This window comes from Streptomyces sp. ICC1, from assembly GCF_003287935.1.
In the GTDB taxonomy this organism is placed as follows: Bacteria; Actinomycetota; Actinomycetes; order Streptomycetales; family Streptomycetaceae; genus Streptomyces; species Streptomyces tritrimontium.
Window position 1 is genome coordinate 5,895,134 of record NZ_CP030287.1, and the last position, 22,729, is coordinate 5,917,862.

Here is a 22,729-nt window from a genome sequence, read left to right on the forward strand (position 1 = left end):
AGCCCACGACAGAGGGGCGGTTCCCCTCGGAACCGCCCCTCTGCCCGCCCGCGGACGCGGTTAAGCCTTATCGGCCAGCATCTCCTCGACCCGGCCGCGCACTTCCGCGGTGTCCAGACCGCGGACCGTGACCGTCGTACGGCGGCGCAGCACGTCCTCGGCCGTCTCGGCCCACTCGTTGTCCCGGGCGTAGGCCACCTGCGCCCAGATCTCCGGACCGTCCGGGTGGATCCGCTCGGCCAGCGCCGGGTCCTCGTTCGCGAGCCGCGCGATGTCGAAGGCCAGCGAGCCGTAGTGCGAAGCCAGGTGGCGGGCGGTCAGCGGGTCCATCCGGGAGCCCGGCTCGCGGTCCACGAGCAGCCGGTGCGCCACCGCGTTCGGGTTGGCGACACCGGGCAGCGCGATCCGTCGTACGAGGGACTTCACCGGCTCCATGTCCTCGGTCAGCGGGCTGCCGGGGAGCTTGGCCAGCTTGTCCATGACCACGCGGCCGATGTGCCGGTACGTGGTCCACTTGCCGCCGGCCACCGACAGCATGCCGCCCGCGCCCTCGGAGACGACCGTCTCGCGCTTGGCCTTCTCCACGCCGCCGGGGCCGCCGGGCAGCACCCGCAGGCCCGCGAAGGCGTACGTCATCAGCGAGCGGTCCAGATCGGCGTCCTTCACCGAGAAGGCCGCCTCGTCCAGGATCTGCTGGATGTCGGCCTCGGTGGCCCGCACGTCCGCCGGATCGCCCTCGTACACCTCGTCCGTGGTGCCCAGCAGCAGCTGGTCCTCCCACGGCAGGGCGAACGTGATGCGGTACTTGTCGATCGGGGTGGCCATCGCGGCCTTCCACGGCGACTTGCGCTTCATCACGATGTGCGCGCCCTTGGACAGCCGGATGGACGGCATCGAGTGCTTGTCCTCCATGCGCCGCAGGTGGTCCACCCACGGACCGGTGGCGTTGAGCACCACGCGTGCGTCCACGCCGAACTCGGTGCCGTCGAGGCGGTCCTTGAGCTCGGCGCCGGAGACCCGGCCGCGCGTCATGCGCAGCCCGGTGACCTCGGCGTGGTTGAGGACGACGGCGCCGGACTCGACGGCCGCGCGGACCGTCATCACGGCGACGCGGGAGTCGTTCATCTGGTGGTCGTAGTAGACGGCGACGGCCTTGAGGTCGTCCGTCTTCAGACCCGGGTTGTCGGCGGCGGCACGGGCCGGCGAGATGATCTTGCCCATGCCGTCGCCGAAGCCGGAGAGCGCCGAGTACGCGAACACGCCCGCGCCCAGCTTCGCCGCGCCGACCGGCCCGCCCTTGTACACGGGCAGGTAGAAGGTGAGCGGGTTGACCAGGTGCGGGGCCACGTCCTTGGCCAGCACCCGGCGCTCGTGGTGGTTCTCCGCGACCAGCTTGACCGAACCGGTCTGCAGGTAGCGCAGACCCCCGTGGACGAGCTTGGAAGAGGCGGAGGAAGTGGCGCCGGCGAAGTCGCCGGCGTCCACCATCGCGACCCGCAGACCAGACTGCGCGGCGTGCCAGGCCACCGAGGTGCCCAGGATTCCACCGCCGATGACCAGCAGGTCGTACGTGGCCTTCGCCAGCTGCTCACGGGTCTCGGCGCGGCTCGGGTTCGAACCGGCGGTCGGGTGCGTACCCAGGGTGGGAACGCTCTGCAGGGTGCTCATGTCCGTTGACTCCTACTTACTCGTCGATTGCGCCGGCCGTGCGGTCAGCTGGCGTCTTCGTCGTCGATCCAGCCCATGGACCGCTCGACGGCCTTGAGCCAGCTCTTGTACTCGCGCTCCCGCTGCTCGGCGGGCATCCGCGGGGTCCACTCCGCCGCACGGCGCCAGTTGGCGCGCAGGGCGTCGGTGTCCGGCCAGAAGCCGACGGCCAGGCCGGCGGCGTAGGCGGCGCCGAGGCAGGTGGTCTCGGCGACCATCGGGCGCACCACGGGGGCGTCCACGAAGTCGGAGAGCGTCTGCATCAGCAGGTTGTTGGAGGTCATGCCGCCGTCGACCTTCAGGGCCGCGAGCTCGACGCCCGAGTCCTTGGTCATGGCGTCGGTGATCTCGCGGGTCTGCCAGGCGGTGGCCTCCAGGACGGCACGGGCGATGTGCGCCTTGGTGACGTACCGGGTGAGGCCGGCGATCACACCGCGGGCGTCGGAGCGCCAGTACGGGGCGAACAGGCCGGAGAAGGCCGGCACGAAGTACGCGCCGCCGTTGTCCTCGACGGAGGAGGCCAGGGTCTCGATCTCGGCCGCGGTCTTGATCATGCCCATCTGGTCGCGCATCCACTGGACGAGCGAGCCGGTGACGGCGATGGAGCCCTCCAGCGCGTAGACCGGCTGCTGGTCGCCGATCTGGTAGCCGACCGTGGTCAGCAGGCCGCTGTAGGAGTTGATGATCTTGTCGCCGGTGTTCATCAGCATGAACGTTCCGGTGCCGTACGTGGACTTCGCCTCGCCCTCGGCGAAACAGGTCTGGCCGAACAGCGCGGCCTGCTGGTCGCCGAGCGCCGAGGCGACCGGGACGCCCGCCAGGACGCCGTCCTTGACGTGGCCGTAGACCTCGGCGGAGGACTTGATCTCCGGGAGGACGTTGAGGGGCACGCCCATGGACTCGGCGATCTTCTCGTCCCAGGCCAGGGTGTGCAGGTTCATCAGCATGGTGCGCGAGGCGTTCGTGACGTCGGTGACGTGCACACCGCCCTGGGGGCCGCCGGTCAGGTTCCAGATGACCCAGGAGTCCATGGTGCCGAAGAGGATGTCCCCGGCCTCGGCGCGCTCGCGCAGGCCCTCGACGTTGTCGAGCAGCCAGCGGACCTTGGGGCCGGCGAAGTAGCTCGCCAGCGGCAGGCCGGTCTCGCGGCGGAAGCGGTCCTGGCCGACGTTGCGGCCGAGCTCCTTGCACAGGGCGTCGGTGCGGGTGTCCTGCCAGACCAGCGCGTTGTGGACCGGCTCGCCGGTGTTCTTGTCCCACAGCAGGGTGGTCTCGCGCTGGTTGGTGATGCCGACGGCCTTGACGTCCGCGGCCGTGATCTCCGCCTTGGCGATGGCCCCGGCGACGACCTCCTGGACGTTGGTCCAGATCTCGGCGGCGTCGTGCTCGACCCAGCCCGGCTTCGGGAAGATCTGCTCGTGCTCCTTCTGGTCGACGGCGACGATGCGGCCGTCGCGGTCGAAGACGATGCAGCGGGAGGAGGTGGTGCCCTGGTCGATCGCGGCGATGAAGGGGCCGGTGCTGGTGGTCATGGTGGCTGCTCCTGGCAGGTGTCGAAGTAGGCGGAATCAGAATGGCGGTGCGGGTGGTGCCGTGGTGCCGATGCTGATCAGGCGAACGCGATGTTGTACAGACCGCCGGCGAGAGCGGCACCCGCGAGGGGGCCGAGAACCGGGATCCAGGAGTAGCTCCAGTCCGAGCCGCCCTTGTTGGGCAGCGGCAGCAGGGAGTGGACGATGCGCGGGCCGAGGTCGCGGACCGGGTTGATGGCGTAGCCGGTCGGGCCGCCCAGCGAGAGGCCGATGCCGACGACCACGAACGAGGTGATCAGGACGCCGATGACGCCGAGGCCCTTGCCGTCGTCCTGCAGTCCCTGGGTCAGGATCGCCAGGACCAGGACGGCGGTGCCGATGATCTCGGTGGTGAGGTTCTGGACGACGTTGCGGATCTCGGGGCCCGTGGAGAAGATGCCGAGCACCGGGCCGGCCACGTCGTGCGGGTGCGGGTCCTCGGGGCCGAGCTTGGCGTCGCGGATGTGCTCCGGGTCGGCCAGGTGCGCCTGGAACTGGCCGTAGTAGGCCAGCCACATCAGGACCGAGCCGATCATCGCGCCGAGCAGCTGGCCGGCGAAGTAGACCGGCACGTCGCCCCAGGCGCCGTCCTTGACGGCGATGCCGACGGTGACCGCCGGGTTGAGGTGCGCCCCGGAGAGCGGTGCGGAGACGTAGGCGGCGATCAGTACGGCGAAACCCCAGCCGAAGGTGATCGAGAGCCAGCCGGCGCCGCGGGCCTTGGAGCTCTTGAGCGTCAGCGCGGCGCACACGCCGCCGCCGAGCAGGGTGAGCAGGGCGGTACCGATGGTCTCGCCGATGAAGATGTCGGAGCTGGACACCCGCGACTCCTTTGTCGTTCAGGGGTGGTCGACCGCCGGGTCCCTCCGGCGGCCCACGCACTCGGTGAGTGCTGCACCGGTCCTTGGCCTTGCCACACCCTAACGCGTATTGCCGGTAGGTGTTCGGCAATGCCGACCGATGAACGGCAGTTTTCCGCCCAGGTGAACGGGGCGTCAAGAGTTGGCCAGGCCAATGAGCCGGATCGTTACCAGCCGGTGTGATCGCCCAAAACCGGCCATGAGGTGATCACTAAACGCCAAAAACCACCCAAACGCCGCATGGAAACGGCCTCTGGGTGGTCAAGATGGGGCAATGCAGGTCAGGGCAAGCTCAGAACCGGCCCGCCCCGAGGTCGCGCGAAACCGACCGTGCGCAGTCCCGTACGGACGCCACCAGGGTGGCCCGGGGCTCTCCGGAGTCCCCGCACACCCGCTCCACGGCCCCCGCGACGGCCACCGCGCCGACCGGCATCCTGCGCCGGTCGTGGATGGGCGCCGCCACCGAGGCGACCCCGTCCCAGGTCTCCTCGATGTCGCCGGCCCAGCCGCGCGCCCGGGTCAGCTCCAGGACCGCCTCGAAGGCGGCCCCCTCGGTGACCGTGCGGGGCGTGAACGCCTCCCGCTCCACTTCCAGCACCTGCGTGTGCGCCACCGGGTCGTACGCCGACAGGACCTTGCCCAGGGCCGTGGAGTGCAGCGGCTGCATGGCCCCCACCTCCAGCACCTGGCGGCTGTCGTCCGGCCGGAACACGTGGTGCATGATCAGCACCCCGCTCTTGTGGAGCACCCCCACGTACACGCTCTCCCCGCTGGCGCGGGCCAGGTCGTCCGTCCAGACCAGGGCGCGCGCCCGCAGCTCGTGGACGTCCAGGTAGCTGTTGCCCAGGCGCAGCAGCTCCGCGCCCAGCTGGTAGCGCCCGGAGGCCGGGTCCTGCTCGACGAAGCCCTCGGCCTGCAGCGTGCGCAGGATCCCGTGCGCCGTGCCCTTGGCCAGGCCCAGGGAAGAGGCCACGTCCGAAAGCCCCAGCCGGCGCTCGCCGCCCGCCAGGAGCCGCAGCATCGCAGCGGCTCGTTCGAGCGACTGGATGTTCCGTGCCATCGCGCAGCCTCCTGCTGACGTAGTTCGACAATGCTGAACACTATCGGTCGATGCCGACTTCATGCATGCCGGAAGGTTCACCGTGACCGCGTCGGCCCAGGATGCCCCCGTCCGAAAGCCGCCGTCCCCCTCGCGCACAGAATGCAGTCCGCCACGTGGGACAGCCTCACCGGGGCCGGTTCCGCGCGGTTACCCTGGCCGCGTGCACCCTTGACACAGAGGGGGTGCAAAGCCGACAGCCGTCGCATCCCAGGGAGCACAACCATGGCCTCGTTGCCGAACCCGCCCGCAGACACCCAGACCCGGGCCGACGCCCTCCGCCAGGCACTGGCGACCCGCGTGGTGGTGGCCGACGGGGCGATGGGGACGATGCTGCAGGCGCAGGATCCGACGATGGAGGATTTCGAGCAGCTCGAGGGCTGTAACGAGATCTTGAACGTGACGCGTCCGGACATCGTGGCGAATGTGCACCGGGAGTACTTCGCGGTGGGTGTCGACTGTGTGGAGACGAACACGTTCGGCACGAACTACGCGGCCCTCGCCGAATATGACATCGCCGGGCGCAACCACGAGCTGTCCGTGGCCGGCGCCCGCATCGCCCGCGAGGTCGCCGACGAGTTCACCGCCACGACCGGGCAGCAGCGCTGGGTCCTGGGCTCCATGGGCCCCGGCACCAAGCTCCCCACCCTGGGTCACATCGACTACGCGACCATCCGCGACGCCTACCAGATCAACGCCGAGGGCCTGATCATCGGCGGCGCCGACGCACTGCTCGTGGAGACCACCCAGGACCTCCTGCAGACCAAGTCCTCGATCGTCGGCGCCCGCCGCGCGATGGAGGCGCTGGGTGTCTCCGTTCCGCTGATCTGCTCGGTGACGGTGGAGACGACCGGCACGATGCTGCTGGGCTCGGAGATCGGTGCGGCGCTCACGGCGCTGGAGCCGCTCGGCATCGACATGATCGGTCTGAACTGCGCGACGGGTCCGGCGGAGATGAGCGAGCACCTTCGCTACCTCGCCCGGAACTCACGCATCCCGCTCTCCTGCATGCCCAACGCCGGCCTGCCCGTCCTGGGCAAGAACGGCGCGCACTACCCGCTCTCCGCAGCCGAGCTGGCCGACGCCCAGGAGACCTTCGTCCGCGAGTACGGGCTGTCCCTGGTGGGTGGCTGCTGCGGAACCACCCCCGAACACCTGCGCCAGGTCGTCGAGCGGGTCCGCGACCTGACCCCGGCCGTCCGCGACCCCCGCCCCGAGCCGGGTGCTTCCTCGCTGTATCAGACGGTCCCGTTCCGGCAGGACATCTCGTACATGGCGATCGGCGAACGCACGAACGCCAACGGGTCGAAGAAGTTCCGCGAGGCCATGCTGGAGGCCCGTTGGGACGACTGCGTGGAAATGGTCCGCGATCAGATCCGCGAGGGCGCGCACATGCTCGACCTGTGCGTGGACTACGTCGGGCGCGACGGCGTCGCCGACATGCGCGAGCTCGCCGGCCGCTTCGCGACCGCCTCCACCCTGCCGATCGTCCTGGACTCCACCGAGCTCCCCGTCCTCCAGGCCGGCCTGGAGAAGATCGGCGGCCGCGCCGTCCTCAACTCGGTGAACTACGAGGACGGCGACGGGCCCGACTCCCGCTTCGCCAAGGTCACCCGCCTCGCCCGGGAACACGGCGCCGCGCTGATCGCGCTGACCATCGACGAGGAGGGCCAGGCCCGCACCGTCGAGCACAAGGTCGCCATCGCCGAGCGCCTCATCGAGGACCTGACGGGCAACTGGGGAATCCACGAGTCGGACATCCGGCTGGTGGACCTGCTGGACGAGGCGGTGGACCGGGCGACGGCCGTCGTGCGCGAGAAGGCGGAGAAGATCGGCCTGAGCGAGGCGGAGATCCTCGAGAACGCCCGGCACGTGGGCATCGGCGCGGTGAAGTACGCGGACCTGTCCACCTCCGCCGCGCGCGACTACAAGTTCGACCTGGACCAGATGGTCCCGCTGACCGGCGACACGTCCGTGTACCTCGAGTACGCGTACGCCCGGATCAAGTCAATCCTGCGCAAGGCGGGCGCGGCGGGCGACCCGGAGCCGGTCACGCACTCCGAGCTGGCGCTGCCCCCGGCCGAGCCCGCCGCGGAGCCCAGCGCGCCTCCCGGTCCGACCCTGTTCGACTGGGAGTTCGCGACCGACCCGTACCCGGCCTACGCCTGGCTGCGCGAGCACGCACCCGTGCACCGCACCAAGCTCCCCAGCGGGGTGGACGCGTGGCTGGTCACCCGGTACGCCGACGCCCGCCAGGCCCTCGCCGACCAGCGGCTCAGCAAGAACCCGGCCCACCACGCGGAGCCGGCGCACGCCAAGGGCAAGACCGGGATCCCGGGGGAGCGCAAGGCGGAGCTGATGACGCACCTGCTCAACATCGACCCGCCGGACCACACCCGGCTGCGGCGGCTGGTGTCCAAGGCGTTCACCCCGCGCAGGATCGCCGAGTTCACCCCGCGGGTGCAGGAGCTGACCGACCAGCTCATCGACCAAATCATTGAAAGGCAGCACGGCGCGGAGAAGGGGGAGGCGGATCTCATCCACGAGTTCGCCTTCCCGCTCCCCATCTACGCCATCTGCGAGATGCTCGGCGTACCGCGAGAGGACCAGGACGACTTCCGCGACTGGGCCGGGATGATGATCCGGCACGGAGGCGGTCCGCGCGGCGGTGTGGCCCGGGCGGTCAAGCAGATGCGGACCTACCTCGGCGAGCTCATCCACCGCAAGCGCGACGCCCCGGGCGACGACCTGATCTCCGATCTGATCCGGGCCAGCGACCACGGCGACCACCTGACGGAGGCCGAGGCCACCGCGATGGCCTTCATCCTGCTCTTCGCCGGGTTCGAGACCACCGTGAACCTCATCGGCAACGGGGTCCACTCCCTCTTCATGAACCCGGAGCAGCGCGAACGCCTCCAGCGCTCCCTCGCGGCCGGCGAGAGCGGCCTGCTGGCCACCGGCGTGGAGGAGCTGCTGCGCTACGACGGCCCCGTGGAGCTGGCCACCTGGCGGTTCGCCACGGAGCCCTTCGTCCTCGGCGGCCAGGACATCGCGGCCGGCGACCCCGTGCTGGTGGTCCTCGCGGCCGCCGACCGCGATCCCGAGCGGTTCGCCGACCCGGACACCCTCGACCTCTCGCGCACCGACAACCAGCACCTCGGGTACGGGCACGGCATCCACTACTGCCTGGGTGCCCCGCTCGCCCGGCTCGAAGGGCAGACCGCGCTCGCGACCCTGCTGACGCGCCTGCCCGACCTGGAACTGGCCGTGCCCACCGGGGAGCTGCGCTGGCGCGGCGGGCTCATCATGCGGGGCCTGCGGACGCTTCCGGTGCGGTTCACCCCCCAAAACACCTGAAACCGGGGTGACCCGGAGCCAGTTCGAGCCCGAACTTGTGACAGGCGTTCGAAGGCCGCTAGGTTCTGCCGTTACCCCGCCGTTATGCGAAAGGTGCAGCCTCATGCGTTCCGGGAACGGCCGCCACAGACGCCCCCGACAAGTGCCCGCACTTGTCGTCACCGCCGGCGTCGCCGGCTCCGCGCTGGCCCTGCCGCTGCTCGCGGCCACCGGCGCCAGCGCCGCCGAGACCTCCACGTGGGACAAGGTCGCCGAATGCGAGAGCGGCGGCACGTGGAGCGCCAACTTCGGCAGCGGCGCCTACGGCGGGCTGCAGTTCACGCAGGAGCAGTGGCAAAACGCCGGCGGGCTCGACTTCGCCGAGCGCGCCGACCTCGCCAGCCGCTCCCAGCAGATCGCCGTCGCCGAGCGGGTGCTGGCCTCCCAGGGCCCCCAGGCGTGGCCGCTGTGCGGGGTGCCGGCCGGACTGACCCAGGAGGCGCCCGCCGCCGCTGTGGACCCGGGCCTGCCCAAGGGCACCGCGTCCCCCTCCCCGGCCCCGTCCCGCCCGGACGACTCCATCCCCTACCTCGGCACGGGTACGCCGTCCACGGACTTCGGGGCCCCGACGCCCGGGAGCCCCTCCCCGGCCGCCTCGCCGTCCTTCCTGCTGCCCGACTACCCGCTCGGGGCGCCCAGCGGACTGCCCGTCATGCCCGACCCGGTCCTCCCCGAGACGCCCCCCGGGCTGCCGGGCGACCCGACGGCCCCCACGAGCCCGACGGCTCCCACGCCGCCGTCCACGGACCCGGAGCAGCCCGCGGACCCCTCCGTGCCCGCGGACCCGACGGCTCCGGTGGCCCCGTCCGACCCGGCGTCCCCGACCGCCCCCGTGGCTCCCGTGGGACCTGCCGACCCGTCGGCTCCCGCGGACCCGGCCGCGCCGGGCGCACCGGCGGCGGGCGCGGCGCAGAGCGGCGGAAAGCACCGCGGCCCGGCCGCCGTCGAGGCGCCCGTCACGTCTGACGCCGCGTCGGACCCCACGTACACGGTGAAAGCGGGCGACAGCCTGGCCGCGATCGCGGACGCCAACGGGGTGAAGGGCGGCTGGAACGCGCTCTACGAGGCCAACGAGCAGGTCATCGGCGGGGACGCGGACCTGATCAAGCCCGGCCAGAACCTGGATCTAACCGACGAATAAGGGCAGTTAGGTCGTCCGGAAACAGTTGATTGTCCGTTTTCTGTAAGTGAGACATGTGTCTCTTCAGGTCAACTGGCGTGTCCGGTCCGCAGCGTTCCGCAAACCCTGCCCTCACCTGCGCAAACACCGGTGGGAAGAGTGCAAGCAGGCCCTGTTTCTCCCCGATGTCTCTCGTTGAACATCGGGGAGAGACCTGTCTACCTTCTGAGTCGCCCGCCACCGCGGGCTCCTTCGACCGCATCGCCGAATCCTGCCGGCGGACGGAGGGAACACTCGTCGCGTAAGCGCCGAAGGCAGGAGCGGGGGAACCAAGGTAGGCGCCGGAACCGGCCGTTGAGAGACGGCCACGGAACCGGCTAGGGGTTAAGACGGGCGCTAGGCCGCTCGTCCGGGCACTCACTCGCCCGAACCCGACAGCTCACCTCGTAGGCGTCGGTGAGGAGAACTCCATGCTGATTTCCGGCAAGGGCAAGCACCGTCGCGGCTCCAAAGCCGCCCGCATCATCACGCTCGCCGGTGTCGCCGGTGTCGCCGTGGCGGCCCCGCTGATGACCGCCGGCACCGCGTCCGCCGCGACCGCTTCCGAGTGGGACCGCGTCGCCTCGTGCGAGTCCGGTGGCAACTGGTCCATCAACACGGGCAACGGCTACTACGGCGGCCTGCAGTTCTCGTCCTCCACGTGGGCCGCGTACGGCGGCAAGTCGTACGCCGCGCAGGCCAACCAGGCCTCCAAGTCGCAGCAGATAGCCATCGCGGAGAAGGTCCTCAAGGGCCAGGGCAAGGGCGCCTGGCCGTCCTGCGGCGTGGGCCTGTCGAACTCGTCCTACACGGGCGGGGCCGCCGAGACCCCCAAGCCGAAGGCCGAGCCGAAGAAGCAGGAGAAGAAGGCCGAGCCGAAGAAGGAGACCAAGCGCTCCACCGAGGCTCCGACCACCCGCTCCGAGCGCCCGGCCGCCGCACCGAAGACCGAGGCCCCCAAGACGGGCAACGGCTCCTACGAGGTCAAGTCCGGCGACACGCTGGGCAACATCGCCGCGGCGAACGGTGTCCCGGGCGGCTGGGAGAAGCTCTTCGAGCTCAACAAGGACATCGTCTCGGACGCGGACCTGATCTTCCCGGGCCAGAAGCTGAAGGTCAGCTGAACCCTGCGGCAACAGCCGTAGGTCCCGCGTTCGCAACGCGCAGTATTCCACCGCCCGGCGCGCAACCCCCTTCGCGCCGGGCGGTGCTGTGTGCCGGGTCCGGGCCGGTGGCGGGCCCGGAAATCCCCGATGATCAAGGGTCCTATGTCCTGTAAGAGGGGCATTCAGGCCCTTTTTCGTCCCAGGACCCGGGCGGTCGGCTGGCCGACTGCCCCGAGGCGGTTAGGCTCTAAGCGGCAAGGCCATCCCACGGCCTGACACGCCACCGCACACTCAGCGTCACATCCCAGAAGGAGATGCTCGTGCCGTCCATCGACGTCGTCGTAGCCCGGGAAATCCTGGACTCCCGAGGCAATCCCACGGTCGAGGTCGAGGTGGGCCTCGACGATGGCAGCACCGGCCGTGCTGCAGTCCCGTCCGGCGCCTCCACCGGAGCGTTCGAAGCCGTAGAGCTCCGTGACGGTGACCCCAACCGCTACATGGGCAAGGGTGTCGAGAAGGCCGTCCTCGCCGTCATCGAGCAGCTCGGCCCGGAGCTCGTCGGCTACGACGCCACCGAGCAGCGCCTGATCGACCAGGCGATGATCGACCTGGACGCCACCGAGAACAAGGGCTCCCTCGGCGCCAACGCCATCCTCGGCGTCTCCCTCGCCGTGGCGCACGCCGCGGCCGAGGCCTCCGACCTCCCGCTGTTCCGCTACCTCGGCGGTCCGAACGCGCACCTGCTGCCCGTTCCGATGATGAACATCCTCAACGGTGGGTCGCACGCCGACTCCAACGTCGACATCCAGGAGTTCATGATCGCCCCGATCGGCGCGGAGTCCTTCTCCGAGGCCCTTCGCTGGGGTGCCGAGGTCTACCACACCCTCAAGAAGGTCCTGCACACCAAGGGCCTCTCCACCGGTCTGGGCGACGAGGGCGGCTTCGCGCCGAACCTCGAGTCGAACCGCGCCGCGCTCGACCTCATCGTCGAGGCCATCAAGCAGGCCGGCTACGTCCCGGGCAAGGACATCGCGCTCGCGCTCGACGTCGCCGCGTCCGAGTTCTACAAGGACGGCAAGTACGAGTTCGAGGGCCAGTCCCGCTCGGCCGCCGAGATGACCGAGTACTACGAGGAGCTCGTCTCCGCGTACCCGCTCGTGTCCATCGAGGACCCGCTGTACGAAGACGACTGGTCGGGCTGGAAGACCCTCACCGACAAGCTGGGCGCCAAGGTCCAGATCGTCGGCGACGACCTCTTCGTCACCAACCCGGAGCGTCTCGCCCGCGGCATCGAAGAGGGCTCGGCCAACGCCCTGCTCGTCAAGGTGAACCAGATCGGTTCGCTGACCGAGACCCTCGACGCCGTCGAGATGGCCCAGCGCAACGGCTTCAAGTGCATGATGTCGCACCGCTCCGGTGAGACCGAGGACGTCACCATCGCCGACCTCGCGGTCGCCGTGAACTGCGGCCAGATCAAGACCGGCGCCCCGGCCCGCTCGGACCGCGTCGCCAAGTACAACCAGCTGCTGCGCATCGAGGAGATCCTCGACGACGCCGCGGTGTACGCGGGCCGCAGCGCCTTCCCGCGGTTTCGCCCTGCGAACTGATCAAGCACAGTAAGGGCTGAACCGTCCTTTAGGGCGCACGCCTCCCTACGTCCCCGCACTCGGTCCCGTACCGTGTGCGGGGACGTATTGCGTAGCGCGTGTGACAGGGGAGGCGGATCAATGGCCGGGAACCGGGACCGGTTCGCCACGTTCTCGACCGCGACGAGGCTCAAGCAGCTGGGCGAGCGGACCGCGGCGCACGTCTACCGCTCCCAGTCCAGGCGGCAGGTCCGCCGCAGCCGGCTCACCGGCCGGGCCGCCCTGCTCGTCCTCGTCCTCTGTACCCTGGTCGTCGCCCTCGCCTATCCGATGCGCCAGTACGTGTCCCAGCGCTCGGAGATCGCGGAGCAGCAGAAGGCCGCCACCGCCGCGCGGGAGCGGCTGGAACGGCTGCGGGACGAGAAGGCGCGCTGGCAGGACAACGCCTACGCGGAGCAGCAGGCGCGCAAGCACCTGCACTTCGTCCGGCCGGGGGAGATCAGCTACATCATGAGCGACCCCGGGGGCGAAGCCGCCGAGCACCGCCGCAGCGGACAGGCCGCCACCGACCGGCCCTGGTACTCCAACGTCTGGGACGGCGTCGACAAGGCCGACCGCCCGGGCGACTGACGACGTACCCGACGTACCCGACGTCGGTACGCACCCATCCACGAGAACGAAAAGACTTCCTCCAGGCATGCAGACGCCCCCGCCCCAGACCGACCGGACCGAGCCGACCGCCGCCGACATCGAGGCGTTCCAGCAGCAGCTCGGCCGCCCGCCGCGCGGGCTGCGCGCCATCGCGCACCGCTGCCCCTGCGGGCAGCCGGACGTGGTCGAGACCGCCCCGCGGCTCCCCGACGGCACGCCCTTCCCGACGCTGTACTACCTGACCTGCCCGCGGGCCGCCGGTGCGATCGGCACGCTGGAGGCCAACGGCGTGATGAAGGAGATGCAGGCCCGGCTCGCCGTGGACCCGGAGCTGGCCGACGCCTACCGGGCCGCGCACGAGGACTACATCACCCGCCGCGACGCCATCGAGGTGCTCCAGGGCTTCCCGAGCGCCGGCGGCATGCCGGACCGGGTCAAGTGCCTGCACGTGCTGGTCGGCCACTCGCTGGCCGCGGGCCCGGGCGTGAACCCGTTCGGCGACGAGGCCCTGGCGATGCTGCCCGAGTGGTGGGCCAAGGGCGCCTGCGTCACCCCGTGCGGGGACAAGGCGGAGCAGAAGGACACCGGCGCGTGACCCGGGTCGCGGGCATCGACTGCGGTACGAACTCCATCCGCCTGCTCGTCGCGGACTGCGACGGCGCCACCGGGGAGTTCGTCGAGCTGGACCGCCGGATGACGGTCGTGCGCCTCGGTCAGGACGTGGACCGGACGGGCCGGCTGGCCCCGGAGGCCCTGGAGCGCACCTTCGCGGCCTGCCGCGAGTACGCGGCGGTGATCAAGGAGCTCGGCGCCGAGCGCGTGCGCTTCGTGGCGACCTCGGCCTCCCGGGACGCCGAGAACCGGGACGAGTTCGTCCGGGGCGTGCTGGACATCCTGGGCGTCGAGCCCGAGGTGATCTCCGGCGACCAGGAGGCGGAGTTCTCCTTCACCGGCGCCACCAAGGAGCTGACGGGCACCGACCACCTGGAGAAGCCGTTCCTGGTGGTGGACATCGGCGGCGGCTCCACGGAGTTCGTGGTCGGCGACGACCACGTCCGGGCGGCCCGCTCCGTGGACGTGGGCTGCGTGCGGATGACCGAGCGCCACCTGGTGGTCGACGGGGTCGTCACCGACCCGCCGACCGCGGCGCAGGTGGCCGCCGTACGGGCGGACATCGAGGCGGCGCTGGACCTGGCGGCCGCGAGCGTTCCGCTGGGCGAGGCGCGCACCCTGGTCGGGCTGGCCGGCTCGGTGACCACGGTCGCCGCGATCGCGCTGGGCCTGACGCGGTACGACTCGGCGGCGATCCACCACTCACGGATCCCCTACGGGAAGGTCCGCGAGATCAGCGAGCGGATGCTGGCGCTGACGCACGCGGAGCGCGCGGCGATCCCGGTGATGCACCCGGGGCGGGTCGACGTGATCGGCGCGGGCGCGCTGGTCCTGCTGGCCGTCATGGAGCGGGTCGGGGCTTCGGAGGTCGTGGTCTCCGAGCACGACATCCTCGACGGAATCGCCTGGTCGATCGCCTGACCGAGGTCCCGAGGGGGCTCCGGGAGGTCTTCCGGGGCTCTTACGGAGGCCTTAGGTCCCGTCGTCCACACGAACTTCGTGAAGTTCTTCACAAGGAAAAGATGCCCGTGAGGGCTCTTGAGGGGCCTTTTGGGTGACTCGAGGGCCCTCCGGGCCTTCTTTTTGCGAGCGTTCGTGCGAATGACGGACGCCGGGAGGCTCCGGCGGTAGGTATCCACGAACCGGGTGGTCTACTCCGCTTAGAGGGTCGGAGCCCAGTTCAGGACTGGTGCTCAACGCCTCCCGTTACACCGTGGTTCCCGTCCCGCGCCATGACCTCGGTCACGTGGGCGGCGGAGTGTAGCAGAGGGTCTCGAGTCCCTTGTGAAGGGGCTCACGAGCGTCACTCCATGGGGTGCTGGATACTCGTTCCATGAGCACCACGGAGCGTCCCAGGATCCTCGTTGTAGGAGGTGGGTACGTAGGCCTGTACGCAGCCAAGCGCATCATGAAGAAGATGCGCTACGGCGAGGCGACCGTCACGGTCGTCGACCCGCGCTCGTACATGACCTACCAGCCCTTCCTCCCCGAAGTGGCCGCAGGCAGCATCTCGCCTCGGCACGTCGTCGTACCTCTGCGACGCGTGCTGCCCAAGGCTGAGGTTCTCACCGGCCGGGTCACCAGCATCGACCAGGACCGCAAGGTCGCCGTCGTCACGCCGCTGGTCGGCGAGGCGTACGAGCTGCCCTTCGACTACCTGGTGATCGCGCTCGGCGCCATCTCCCGCACCTTCCCGATCCCCGGCCTCGCCGAACAGGGCATCGGCATGAAGGGCGTCGAAGAGGGCATCGGCCTGCGCAACCACGTACTCGAGCAGCTCGACAAGGCCGAGTCCACGACGGACGAGGACGTCCGCCGCAAGGCCCTCACCTTCGTCTTCGTCGGCGGCGGCTTCGCCGGTGCGGAGACCATCGGCGAGGTCGAGGACATGGCCCGCGACGCCTCGAAGTACTACTCCAGCATCAAGCGCGAGGACATGCGCTTCATCCTGGTCGACGCGGCCGACAAGATCCTCCCCGAGGTCGGGCCCAAGCTCGGCACCTGGGGCAAGGAGCACCTCGAGTCCCGCGGCATCGAGATCTACCTGAGCACCTCCATGGACTCCTGCGTGGACGGCCACGTGGTGCTGAAGAACGGCCTCGAGGTCGACTCCAACACCATCGTGTGGACCGCCGGCGTCAAGCCCAACCCGGTGCTGGCCCGCTACGGCCTCCCGCTCGGCCCCCGCGGCCACGTGGACGCCCAGCCGACCCTCCAGGTCACGGGCACCGACTACATCTGGACCGCCGGCGACAACGCCCAGGTTCCCGACCTCGCGGCCCGCAAGGCCGGCGTCGAGAACGCCTGGTGCCCGCCGAACGCCCAGCACGCGCTGCGCCAGGCCAAGGTCCTCGGCGACAACGTCATCTCGGGCATGCGGGGCTTCCCGCAGGCGCCGTACTCGCACGCCAACAAGGGTGCGGTGGCGGGTCTCGGCCTCCACAAGGGCGTCGCGATGATCGTCATGGGCAAGATGAAGATCAAGGTCAAGGGCCGGCTCGCCTGGTACATGCACCGCGGCTACCACGGTCTGGCCATGCCGACCTGGAACCGCAAGATCCGCGTCTTCGCCGACTGGACCCTCGCGATGTTCCTCAAGCGCGAGGTCGTCTCCCTCGGCGCCCTGGAGACTCCCCGCGAGGAGTTCTACGAGGCCGCCAAGCCGGCTCCGGCCCCGGTCGCCGCGAGCGTCCCGGCCGAGAAGGCCAAGGCCTCCTGACCGGCTCCGGCCGGCCGTACGAGGAGCACGACCCAGAGTGACCCCGAAGGGGCCGCCCGCCATCCGTGGTGCGGGCGGCCCCTTCGGCGTACCCGTACTCCGTAGGAGCAGGCCGGACGCTTGACCGGCGCCGGAAATGGGTAGGCCGATCGGTCGGAACTTTCTGGAGGTGCCTCGATGAACGACGCCGCGCCGCGGCTGGCCGCCTTAACCGAAACCCTGATGGGCGCCCCCCTGCCCGTCCGCATACGGGCCTGGGACGGCAGCGAGGCCGGCCCGGCCGACGGCCCCACCCTGGTCCTGCACCACCGGCGCGCCCTGCGCCGGATCCTGTGGAAGCCGGGCGAGCTGGGGCTGGCCCGCGCCTGGGTGTCCGGGGACCTGACCGTCGAGGGCGACCTCTTCGAGCTGCTGGACCGGGTCGGCGGGCTGCTCTGGGAACGGGACCCCGCGCCGGCGGACGCCCCCGGGCCCGCCGGGCGCGCCGCCCTGCTGCGCGATCCCGGCACGCGGGCCGCCGTACGCTCCCTCGTGGGCCTGGCCCGGCCGTGGCCGGCGCCCGCCCCGCCGCCGGAGGAGGCCGTCCGGCGCGGCGGCGGCCCCCGGCACACCAAGGGCAGCGACCGGCAGGCCATCAGCCACCACTACGACGTGGGCAACGCGTTCTACGAGCACGTGCTCGGCCCCTCGATGGTGTACTCCTGCGCCTACTGGACCCCCGGCGGGAGCCTGGAGGACGCCCAGCGGGACAAGCTCGACCTGGTCTGCCGCAAGCTCGCCCTGAGCCCCGGCGACCGGCTCCTGGAGGTCGGCTGCGGCTGGGGCTCCATGGCCCTGCACGCGGCCCGGGAGTACGGGGCCAGGGTCACCGGCATCACGCTCTCGCGCGAGCAGGCCGCCTACGCCCGCAAGCGGGTCGCCGAGGAGGGCCTCGCCGATCTGGTCGACATCCGGGTGCAGGACTACCGGGACGTCGGGGACGGACCGTACGACGCCGTCTCCTCCATCGGGATGGCCGAGCACGTCGGCGCCGAGCGCTACCGCACCTACGCCCGCACCCTGTACGGACTGCTGGGGCCGGGCGGCCGGCTGCTCAACCACCAGATCGCGCGCCGCCCCCAGCCGGACGAGGAGGCCTACCGCATCGACGAGTTCATAGACGCCTACGTCTTCCCCGACGGGGAGCTGTCCCCGATCGGCACCACCGTCGGCGAACTGGAGCGGGCCGGCTTCGAGGTCCGCGACGTGGAGGCGCTGCGCGAGCACTACGCCCTCACCCTGCGGGCCTGGGTGGCACGGCTGGAGGGGCGCTGGGAGGAGGCGGTCCGGCTGACCTCGCCCGGCCGGGCCCGCGTCTGGCTGCTGTACATGGCGGCCTCGGCGCTCGCCTTCGAGCACAACCGGCTCGGGGTCAACCAGGTGCTCGCCGTGCGCACCGGGAAGCGGTCGGCCTCCGGGCTGCCGCTGCGCGCCCGCGAGTGGCCGGCGCCGGCCCTCTGACGGCGGAAGGCCGAGGGCCCCGCGACACGGTCGCGGGGCCCTCGGCCTTCGTGCGGCGGCGGCCGGCTACTCCGTCTTGATGGCGGTCAGCATGTTCAGCCGGGCGGCGCTGCGGGCGGGCCACATGGCAGCCAGGGCGCCGACGATGCCGGCGAGCAGCATGAAGATCGCGATCCGGTCGAAGGGGATGACCAGGGCGTAGTTCGGGATCGAGCCCTTGATGGTCTCGCCGACGGCCCAGGCGATGAACGTGCCGAGGGCGACACCGATGACCGCGCCGAAGAGCGAGATCACGATGGCTTCCAGCCGGATCATGTTCTTGACCTTGCCGCGGTCCAGGCCGATCGCCCGCAGCATGCCGATCTCCTGCGTCCGCTCGTACACCGACATCGCCAGGGTGTTGACGACGCCGAGGACCGAGATGATCAAGGCCATGCCGAGCAGTCCGTACATGATGTTCAGGGCGGTGTTGATCATGCCGCCCATCTCGTTGCGGATGTCCTGCTGGGTGGCGAAGGTGATCGCCGGGTTCTTGCCGAGGGCGTCGACGAGGGCCTTCTCGCCCTTGTCGGAGGGGCCGCCGTCCATCTTGACGAGCACCTTGGGCAGGTTCGGCTGCTCGCCTTGCGCGAGGTGCTTGCCGAGGACGCCGTGGTCCACCACGTAGGAGGAGAGCATGCCCTCCATGTCCTTGTAGATCGCGCCGACCTTCAGGTCGGCCTCCTTCCTGTCCTCGAAGGTGACCTTCAGGGTGGAGCCGACCGACAGGCCGTTCTTCTTCGCGGCCTTCTCGGCCACCGCGACCTCGCCCTTGGCGATGTTGCTGATCTGCCCGCTGACCACGTCGAAGTTGAGGAGCTGGCCGATGGTGGCCGGGTCGACTCCGGAGACGGAGCCGAACTGCGTGCCGTCACCGAGCTGGAGGTAGCCCTCCTGCTGCGGGGAGACCGCCTTGACGCCCGGCGCCTTGGCCAGGGCCGGGAGCACGGAGGGGTCGAGGCTGCCGAAGGAGTCGCCCATGGAGACCGTGTAGTCGGCCTTGAGGTTGTCCGTCGTCATCCGGTCGATGGCCTTGCCCATGGTGATGCCGAGCACGGACAGCGCGGTGACCAGGGTCAGGCCGATGGCCAGCGAGGCGGCGGTGACCGCGGTGCGGCGCGGGCTGCGGACCGCGTTCTGCGCGGCCAGCTTGCCGGCGACGCCGAAGACCTTCTCCAGGAGCGGGCGGACGGCCGCGATGACCGGGCGGGAGAGGGCCGGCAGCAGGATGATGATGCCGATCATCGTGAGGAAGGCGCCGGCGCCGATGATCATCTTGCCGTCCTTGCCGGTCAGCGCGCCGCCCAGGACGGCGAGCAGACCGAGCAGGGTGATCGCGCCGCCGATGCTGTTGCGCAGCACCAGGGACTTCGCGGTGGCCGGCAGGTGGGCGCTGCCCATGGCGGCGACCGGGGCGATCTTGGCGGTGCGGCGGGCGGGCAGCCAGGCGGCGAGCATCGTGACGAAGACGCCGATGACGATCGCGGCGGCGATGGTGCCGGGGGCGACGACCAGCGGGCCGGCCGGGATCTTGACGTCGAAGGCGTTCATCGTGGAGCGCATGCCGACCGCGAGGCCGATGCCGGCGATCAGGCCCATGGCGGAGGAGATCACGCCGACGACCAGGGCCTCGGCCAGCACCGAGCGCTTGACCTGGCCGCGGTTGGCGCCGACGGCGCGCAGCAGGGCCAGTTCCTTGGTGCGCTGGGCGACCAGCATGGTGAAGGTGTTGTAGATCAGGAAGATGCCCACGAAGAGCGAGATCAGCGCGAACGTCAGCAGCATCTGGTTGACGTTCTTCATGCCGTTGCTGATGTTCTTCGCCTGCTCGGCGGCGAGCTGCGCGCCGGTCTGGGCCTTGGCGTCCTTGCCGACGATCGGCTTGATCTCGGCGAGGAGCCGGTCCGCGTCGGCGCCGGCCTTGGCGCCGACCGAGAGCTCCTCGTAGAAGCCGGGCTGCAGGTAGAGCTGCTGGGCCGTGGCGGTGTCGAACAGGACGAGCGAGCCGCCCGCGTTGACCGCGCCGTCCTCCGTGGTGAACACGCCGGCCAGGGTGTACTCCTTGGCCGGGCCGTTGTCCGCCACCCGGACCTTGTCGCCGACCTGGTACTTGCCGCGCTGGGCGGTCTCGTTGTCCAGGGCGATCTGCCCGCCGCCGGCCGGACCGCTGCCCTGGATGAAGGTGTAGCGGGGGTCCTTGCCGTCCTTCAACGGGTAGAAGTTGGCGCCGGAGTTGGACCAGCCGGAGCCGAGCAGCTTGCCGTCCTGGTCGCCCACGGCGGCGAAGCCGTGCACGCGGCCGGAGGCGCTGTCCACGCCGCCGAGCGCCTTGACCTTGTCGAGGGTCTGCTGGCTGATGCCCGGCTCGCCCTCCTGGGTGCCCTCGGTGTTGCGGGAGGGCCCGTAGGAGGTGACCGATACGGCCACGCCGTCGTAGCTCTTGGCGGACTGGTTCGACATCGCCTTGCCGACGGTGTCGGTGAAGACGAGGGTGCCGGAGACGAAGGCGACGCCGAGGACGACGGCGAGCACCGTCATCAGCAGTCTGGCCTTGTGCGCGAGCACGTTGCGCAGGGCGGTACGGAACATGGTGGAGGAGTCCAGGTGTAAGGGGCCGGCGGGGACGGGCGTCTGCGAGGGGCGGGCGTCCCTCAGCTGGTGCGGCCCTTGGCGTCGAAGGCCTTCATGCGGTCGAGAACGCCGTCGGCGGTGGGCTCGAGCATCTCGTCGACGATGCGGCCGTCGGCGAGGAAGATGACGCGGTCCGCGTAGGAGGCGGCGACCGGGTCGTGGGTGACCATGACGACGGTCTGGCCGAGCTCGCGCACGGAGTTGCGCAGGAAGCCCAGGACCTCGGCGCCGGAGCGCGAGTCGAGGTTTCCGGTGGGCTCGTCGCCGAAGATGATCTCGGGGCGGGAGGCCAGGGCGCGGGCGACGGCCACGCGCTGCTGCTGGCCGCCGGAGAGCTGGGTCGGGCGGTGGCCGAGGCGGTCGGAGAGGCCGACCATGTCGATCACCGAGTCCAGCCACTGCTTGTCGGGCTTGCGGCCGGCGATGTCCATCGGGAGGGTGATGTTCTCCAGGGCCGTGAGCGTCGGCAGCAGGTTGAAGGCCTGGAAGATGAAGCCGATCTTGTCTCGGCGCAGCTGCGTGAGCTGCTTGTCCTTCAGGGTGGAGAGCTCGGTCTCGCCTATCCGGACGGAGCCGTCGGAGAAGGTGTCCAGTCCCGCGACGCAGTGCATCAGCGTGGACTTGCCGGAGCCCGACGGCCCCATGATCGCGGTGAACTGGCCCGCGGCGAAGTCCACGGTGACCTTGTCCAGGGCGACCACCTGGGTCTCGCCCTGGCCGTACACCTTGGAGAGGCCGGTGGCGCGGGCCATCGAAATCCCGTCAATCCCACGGCGCCCATGATCGATGCCCGGAGGGGGCCGACCGTGCGTTCTGCGCGCTGACGGCCCATCAATCACCAATAAAATCAGACAACATCGGCGAGACGCCCAGGTCGGGACACACGCGTTCCGGATAGGCTCGGCACAGCGTTCAAGGCTTTTCCCAGGGGGCCGATACGCCCTGCCCGGATGGTGGAATGCAGACACGGCGAGCTTAAACCTCGCTGACCTTCGGGTCGTGCCGGTTCAAGTCCGGCTTCGGGCACGACGGCGTTCCGTGCAGACCGGAACGCGCGAGCGGCGGGGGTCGCCCCTGGCACCCCCGCCGTCCCGCAGGCCCGCCCCGTACACCTGGACAAAGATCCTCCTCCAGCAGTAGGGCGATTCCTTTGCGTTCGCATTACTCTTGACTCCAAGGCCGCGCACGGTGGCCACGGAGGAGTGAGATGAGGAGCAGCAACCCGGTCTTCTCGCGACGGGGGTTCAGCCGCGACAACGGCGCTTATGCGGGCTTCGGCACGCAGCAGCAGCCCCAGGCCGGGACCACGACCAACCCGTACGCGACCAACCCCTACGCGACCGACCCGGCCACGGGTATGCCGCAGGCGCCGGTCCGCGAAAATGCGATGACCATCGACGACGTCGTGAGCCGTACGGCCATGACGCTCGGCACGGTCGTCCTGACGGCGGTCATCTCCTGGATCGCGCTGCCCGTCGACCCGGCCAACATCAACAAGTCGTACGGCATCGCCATCGGCGCCGCGCTCATCGCGTTCGTCTTCGCGATGATCCAGTCGTTCAAGAGCAAGCCGGTACCGGCGCTGATCCTGGCCTACGCGGCCTTCGAGGGCGTCTTCCTCGGCGTCATCAGCTCGGCCGTCAGCACCTACATCAGTCCGGGCACGGTCATCCAAGCCGTCATGGGCACGATGTGCGTCTTCGCCGGCGTGCTGATCGCGTACAAGATGCGCTGGATCAACGTCAACCGCCGTTTCTACGGCTTCGTGATGGCCGCCGCCATGGGCTTCATGCTCCTGATGGTCGTCAACCTGCTGTTCTCGGTCTTCGGCGGCGGTGACGGCCTCGGCTTCCGCAGCGGCGGCCTCGGCATCGTCTTCGGCATCGTCGGCATCCTCCTGGGTGCCTGCTTCCTCGCCCTGGACTTCAAGCAGGTCGAGGACGGCGTGACCTACGGCGCCCCGCGCGAGGAGTCCTGGCTGGCGGCCTTCGGCCTCACCATGACCCTGGTGTGGATCTACATGGAGATGCTGCGCCTGATCTCCATCCTCAAGGGTGACTAGCAGCGCACCCCACTGAGCTGAGGAAGGCCCC

General features: G+C 70.3%; 16 protein-coding genes, 1 tRNA gene, 1 pseudogene and 1 riboswitch. Of the genes and pseudogenes, 12 read left to right on the forward strand and 6 right to left on the reverse strand.

Annotated elements, in window-relative coordinates; all coding sequences use genetic code 11:
• Positions 1–60: 60 nt before the first annotated feature.
• The 4 genes from DRB96_RS27720 to DRB96_RS27735 form a co-directional block, all read right to left on the reverse strand.
• Positions 61–1,668 carry a glycerol-3-phosphate dehydrogenase/oxidase gene (locus DRB96_RS27720; RefSeq protein ID WP_112450922.1) on the reverse strand — a complete coding sequence of 536 codons (1,608 nt, stop codon included), beginning with the start codon at positions 1,666–1,668 and terminating at the stop codon, positions 61–63.
• A gap of 44 nt (positions 1,669–1,712) precedes the next feature.
• Entirely contained in the window at positions 1,713–3,239 is a 1,527-nt protein-coding gene (gene glpK / locus DRB96_RS27725) for a glycerol kinase GlpK (RefSeq protein ID WP_112450923.1), read from the reverse strand.
• A gap of 77 nt (positions 3,240–3,316) precedes the next feature.
• Positions 3,317–4,099, reverse strand: a complete 783-nt coding sequence (locus DRB96_RS27730) for an MIP/aquaporin family protein (protein ID WP_112450924.1) — start codon at positions 4,097–4,099, stop codon at positions 3,317–3,319.
• 331 nt (positions 4,100–4,430) lie between these two features.
• A complete protein-coding gene (locus DRB96_RS27735; protein WP_112450925.1) occupies positions 4,431–5,198 on the reverse strand; it encodes an IclR family transcriptional regulator in 768 nt (255 codons plus the stop codon).
• A 264-nt stretch (positions 5,199–5,462) separates the two neighbouring features.
• Here DRB96_RS27735 and DRB96_RS46350 point away from each other — a divergent pair.
• From DRB96_RS46350 to DRB96_RS27780, 10 genes and pseudogenes are all read left to right on the forward strand, one after another.
• A pseudogene (locus DRB96_RS46350) lies at positions 5,463–7,010 on the forward strand (homocysteine S-methyltransferase family protein); the annotation flags it as partial.
• Positions 7,005–8,594 (forward strand): arginine--tRNA ligase, encoded by a 1,590-nt coding sequence (argS, locus tag DRB96_RS46355; protein WP_343234706.1) that lies wholly within the window; start codon positions 7,005–7,007, stop codon positions 8,592–8,594. The pseudogene DRB96_RS46350 and the gene argS, both read left to right, overlap by 6 nt.
• Before the next feature lie 142 nt (positions 8,595–8,736).
• Entirely contained in the window at positions 8,737–9,774 is a 1,038-nt protein-coding gene (locus DRB96_RS27745; protein WP_343234601.1) for a transglycosylase family protein, read from the forward strand.
• A 275-nt stretch (positions 9,775–10,049) separates the two neighbouring features.
• A riboswitch (cyclic di-AMP (ydaO/yuaA leader) is annotated at positions 10,050–10,221 on the forward strand.
• A gap of 2 nt (positions 10,222–10,223) precedes the next feature.
• Positions 10,224–10,916 (forward strand): transglycosylase family protein, encoded by a 693-nt coding sequence (locus DRB96_RS27750; RefSeq protein WP_112450928.1) that lies wholly within the window; start codon positions 10,224–10,226, stop codon positions 10,914–10,916.
• 296 nt (positions 10,917–11,212) lie between these two features.
• A complete protein-coding gene (gene eno / locus DRB96_RS27755; protein ID WP_112450929.1) occupies positions 11,213–12,505 on the forward strand; it encodes a phosphopyruvate hydratase in 1,293 nt (430 codons plus the stop codon).
• A gap of 120 nt (positions 12,506–12,625) precedes the next feature.
• On the forward strand, positions 12,626–13,114 hold the full coding sequence (locus tag DRB96_RS27760; protein WP_112450930.1) for a septum formation initiator family protein: 489 nt from the start codon (positions 12,626–12,628) through the stop codon (positions 13,112–13,114).
• Positions 13,115–13,181: 67 nt separating this feature from the next.
• Positions 13,182–13,730: a DUF501 domain-containing protein gene (locus tag DRB96_RS27765; RefSeq protein WP_112450931.1), complete on the forward strand. Its 549-nt coding sequence runs from the start codon at positions 13,182–13,184 to the stop codon at positions 13,728–13,730.
• The gene (locus tag DRB96_RS27770) at positions 13,727–14,668 is read left to right on the forward strand and encodes a Ppx/GppA phosphatase family protein (protein WP_112450932.1); all 942 of its coding nucleotides are present in this window, start codon (positions 13,727–13,729) and stop codon (positions 14,666–14,668) included. The genes DRB96_RS27765 and DRB96_RS27770 overlap by 4 nt, the downstream gene beginning before the upstream one ends.
• Positions 14,669–15,080: 412 nt before the next feature.
• Entirely contained in the window at positions 15,081–16,466 is a 1,386-nt protein-coding gene (locus DRB96_RS27775; protein WP_112450933.1) for an NAD(P)/FAD-dependent oxidoreductase, read from the forward strand.
• Between the two features lie 177 nt (positions 16,467–16,643).
• Positions 16,644–17,966: a cyclopropane-fatty-acyl-phospholipid synthase family protein gene (locus tag DRB96_RS27780; protein ID WP_112450934.1), complete on the forward strand. Its 1,323-nt coding sequence runs from the start codon at positions 16,644–16,646 to the stop codon at positions 17,964–17,966.
• A gap of 66 nt (positions 17,967–18,032) precedes the next feature.
• On the opposite strand, the gene DRB96_RS27785 is transcribed toward DRB96_RS27780, so the two are convergent.
• Positions 18,033–20,594 (reverse strand): ABC transporter permease, encoded by a 2,562-nt coding sequence (locus DRB96_RS27785; protein ID WP_112450935.1) that lies wholly within the window; start codon positions 20,592–20,594, stop codon positions 18,033–18,035.
• Between the two features lie 62 nt (positions 20,595–20,656).
• Positions 20,657–21,388 (reverse strand): ABC transporter ATP-binding protein, encoded by a 732-nt coding sequence (locus DRB96_RS27790; RefSeq protein WP_112450936.1) that lies wholly within the window; start codon positions 21,386–21,388, stop codon positions 20,657–20,659.
• A gap of 192 nt (positions 21,389–21,580) precedes the next feature.
• On the opposite strand from DRB96_RS27790, the gene DRB96_RS27795 reads away from it, so the two are divergent.
• Positions 21,581–21,662: transfer RNA gene (locus DRB96_RS27795), tRNA-Leu, on the forward strand.
• Positions 21,663–21,843: 181 nt separating this feature from the next.
• A complete protein-coding gene (locus tag DRB96_RS27800) occupies positions 21,844–22,698 on the forward strand; it encodes a Bax inhibitor-1/YccA family protein (protein WP_112450937.1) in 855 nt (284 codons plus the stop codon).
• Positions 22,699–22,729 lie beyond the last annotated feature (31 nt).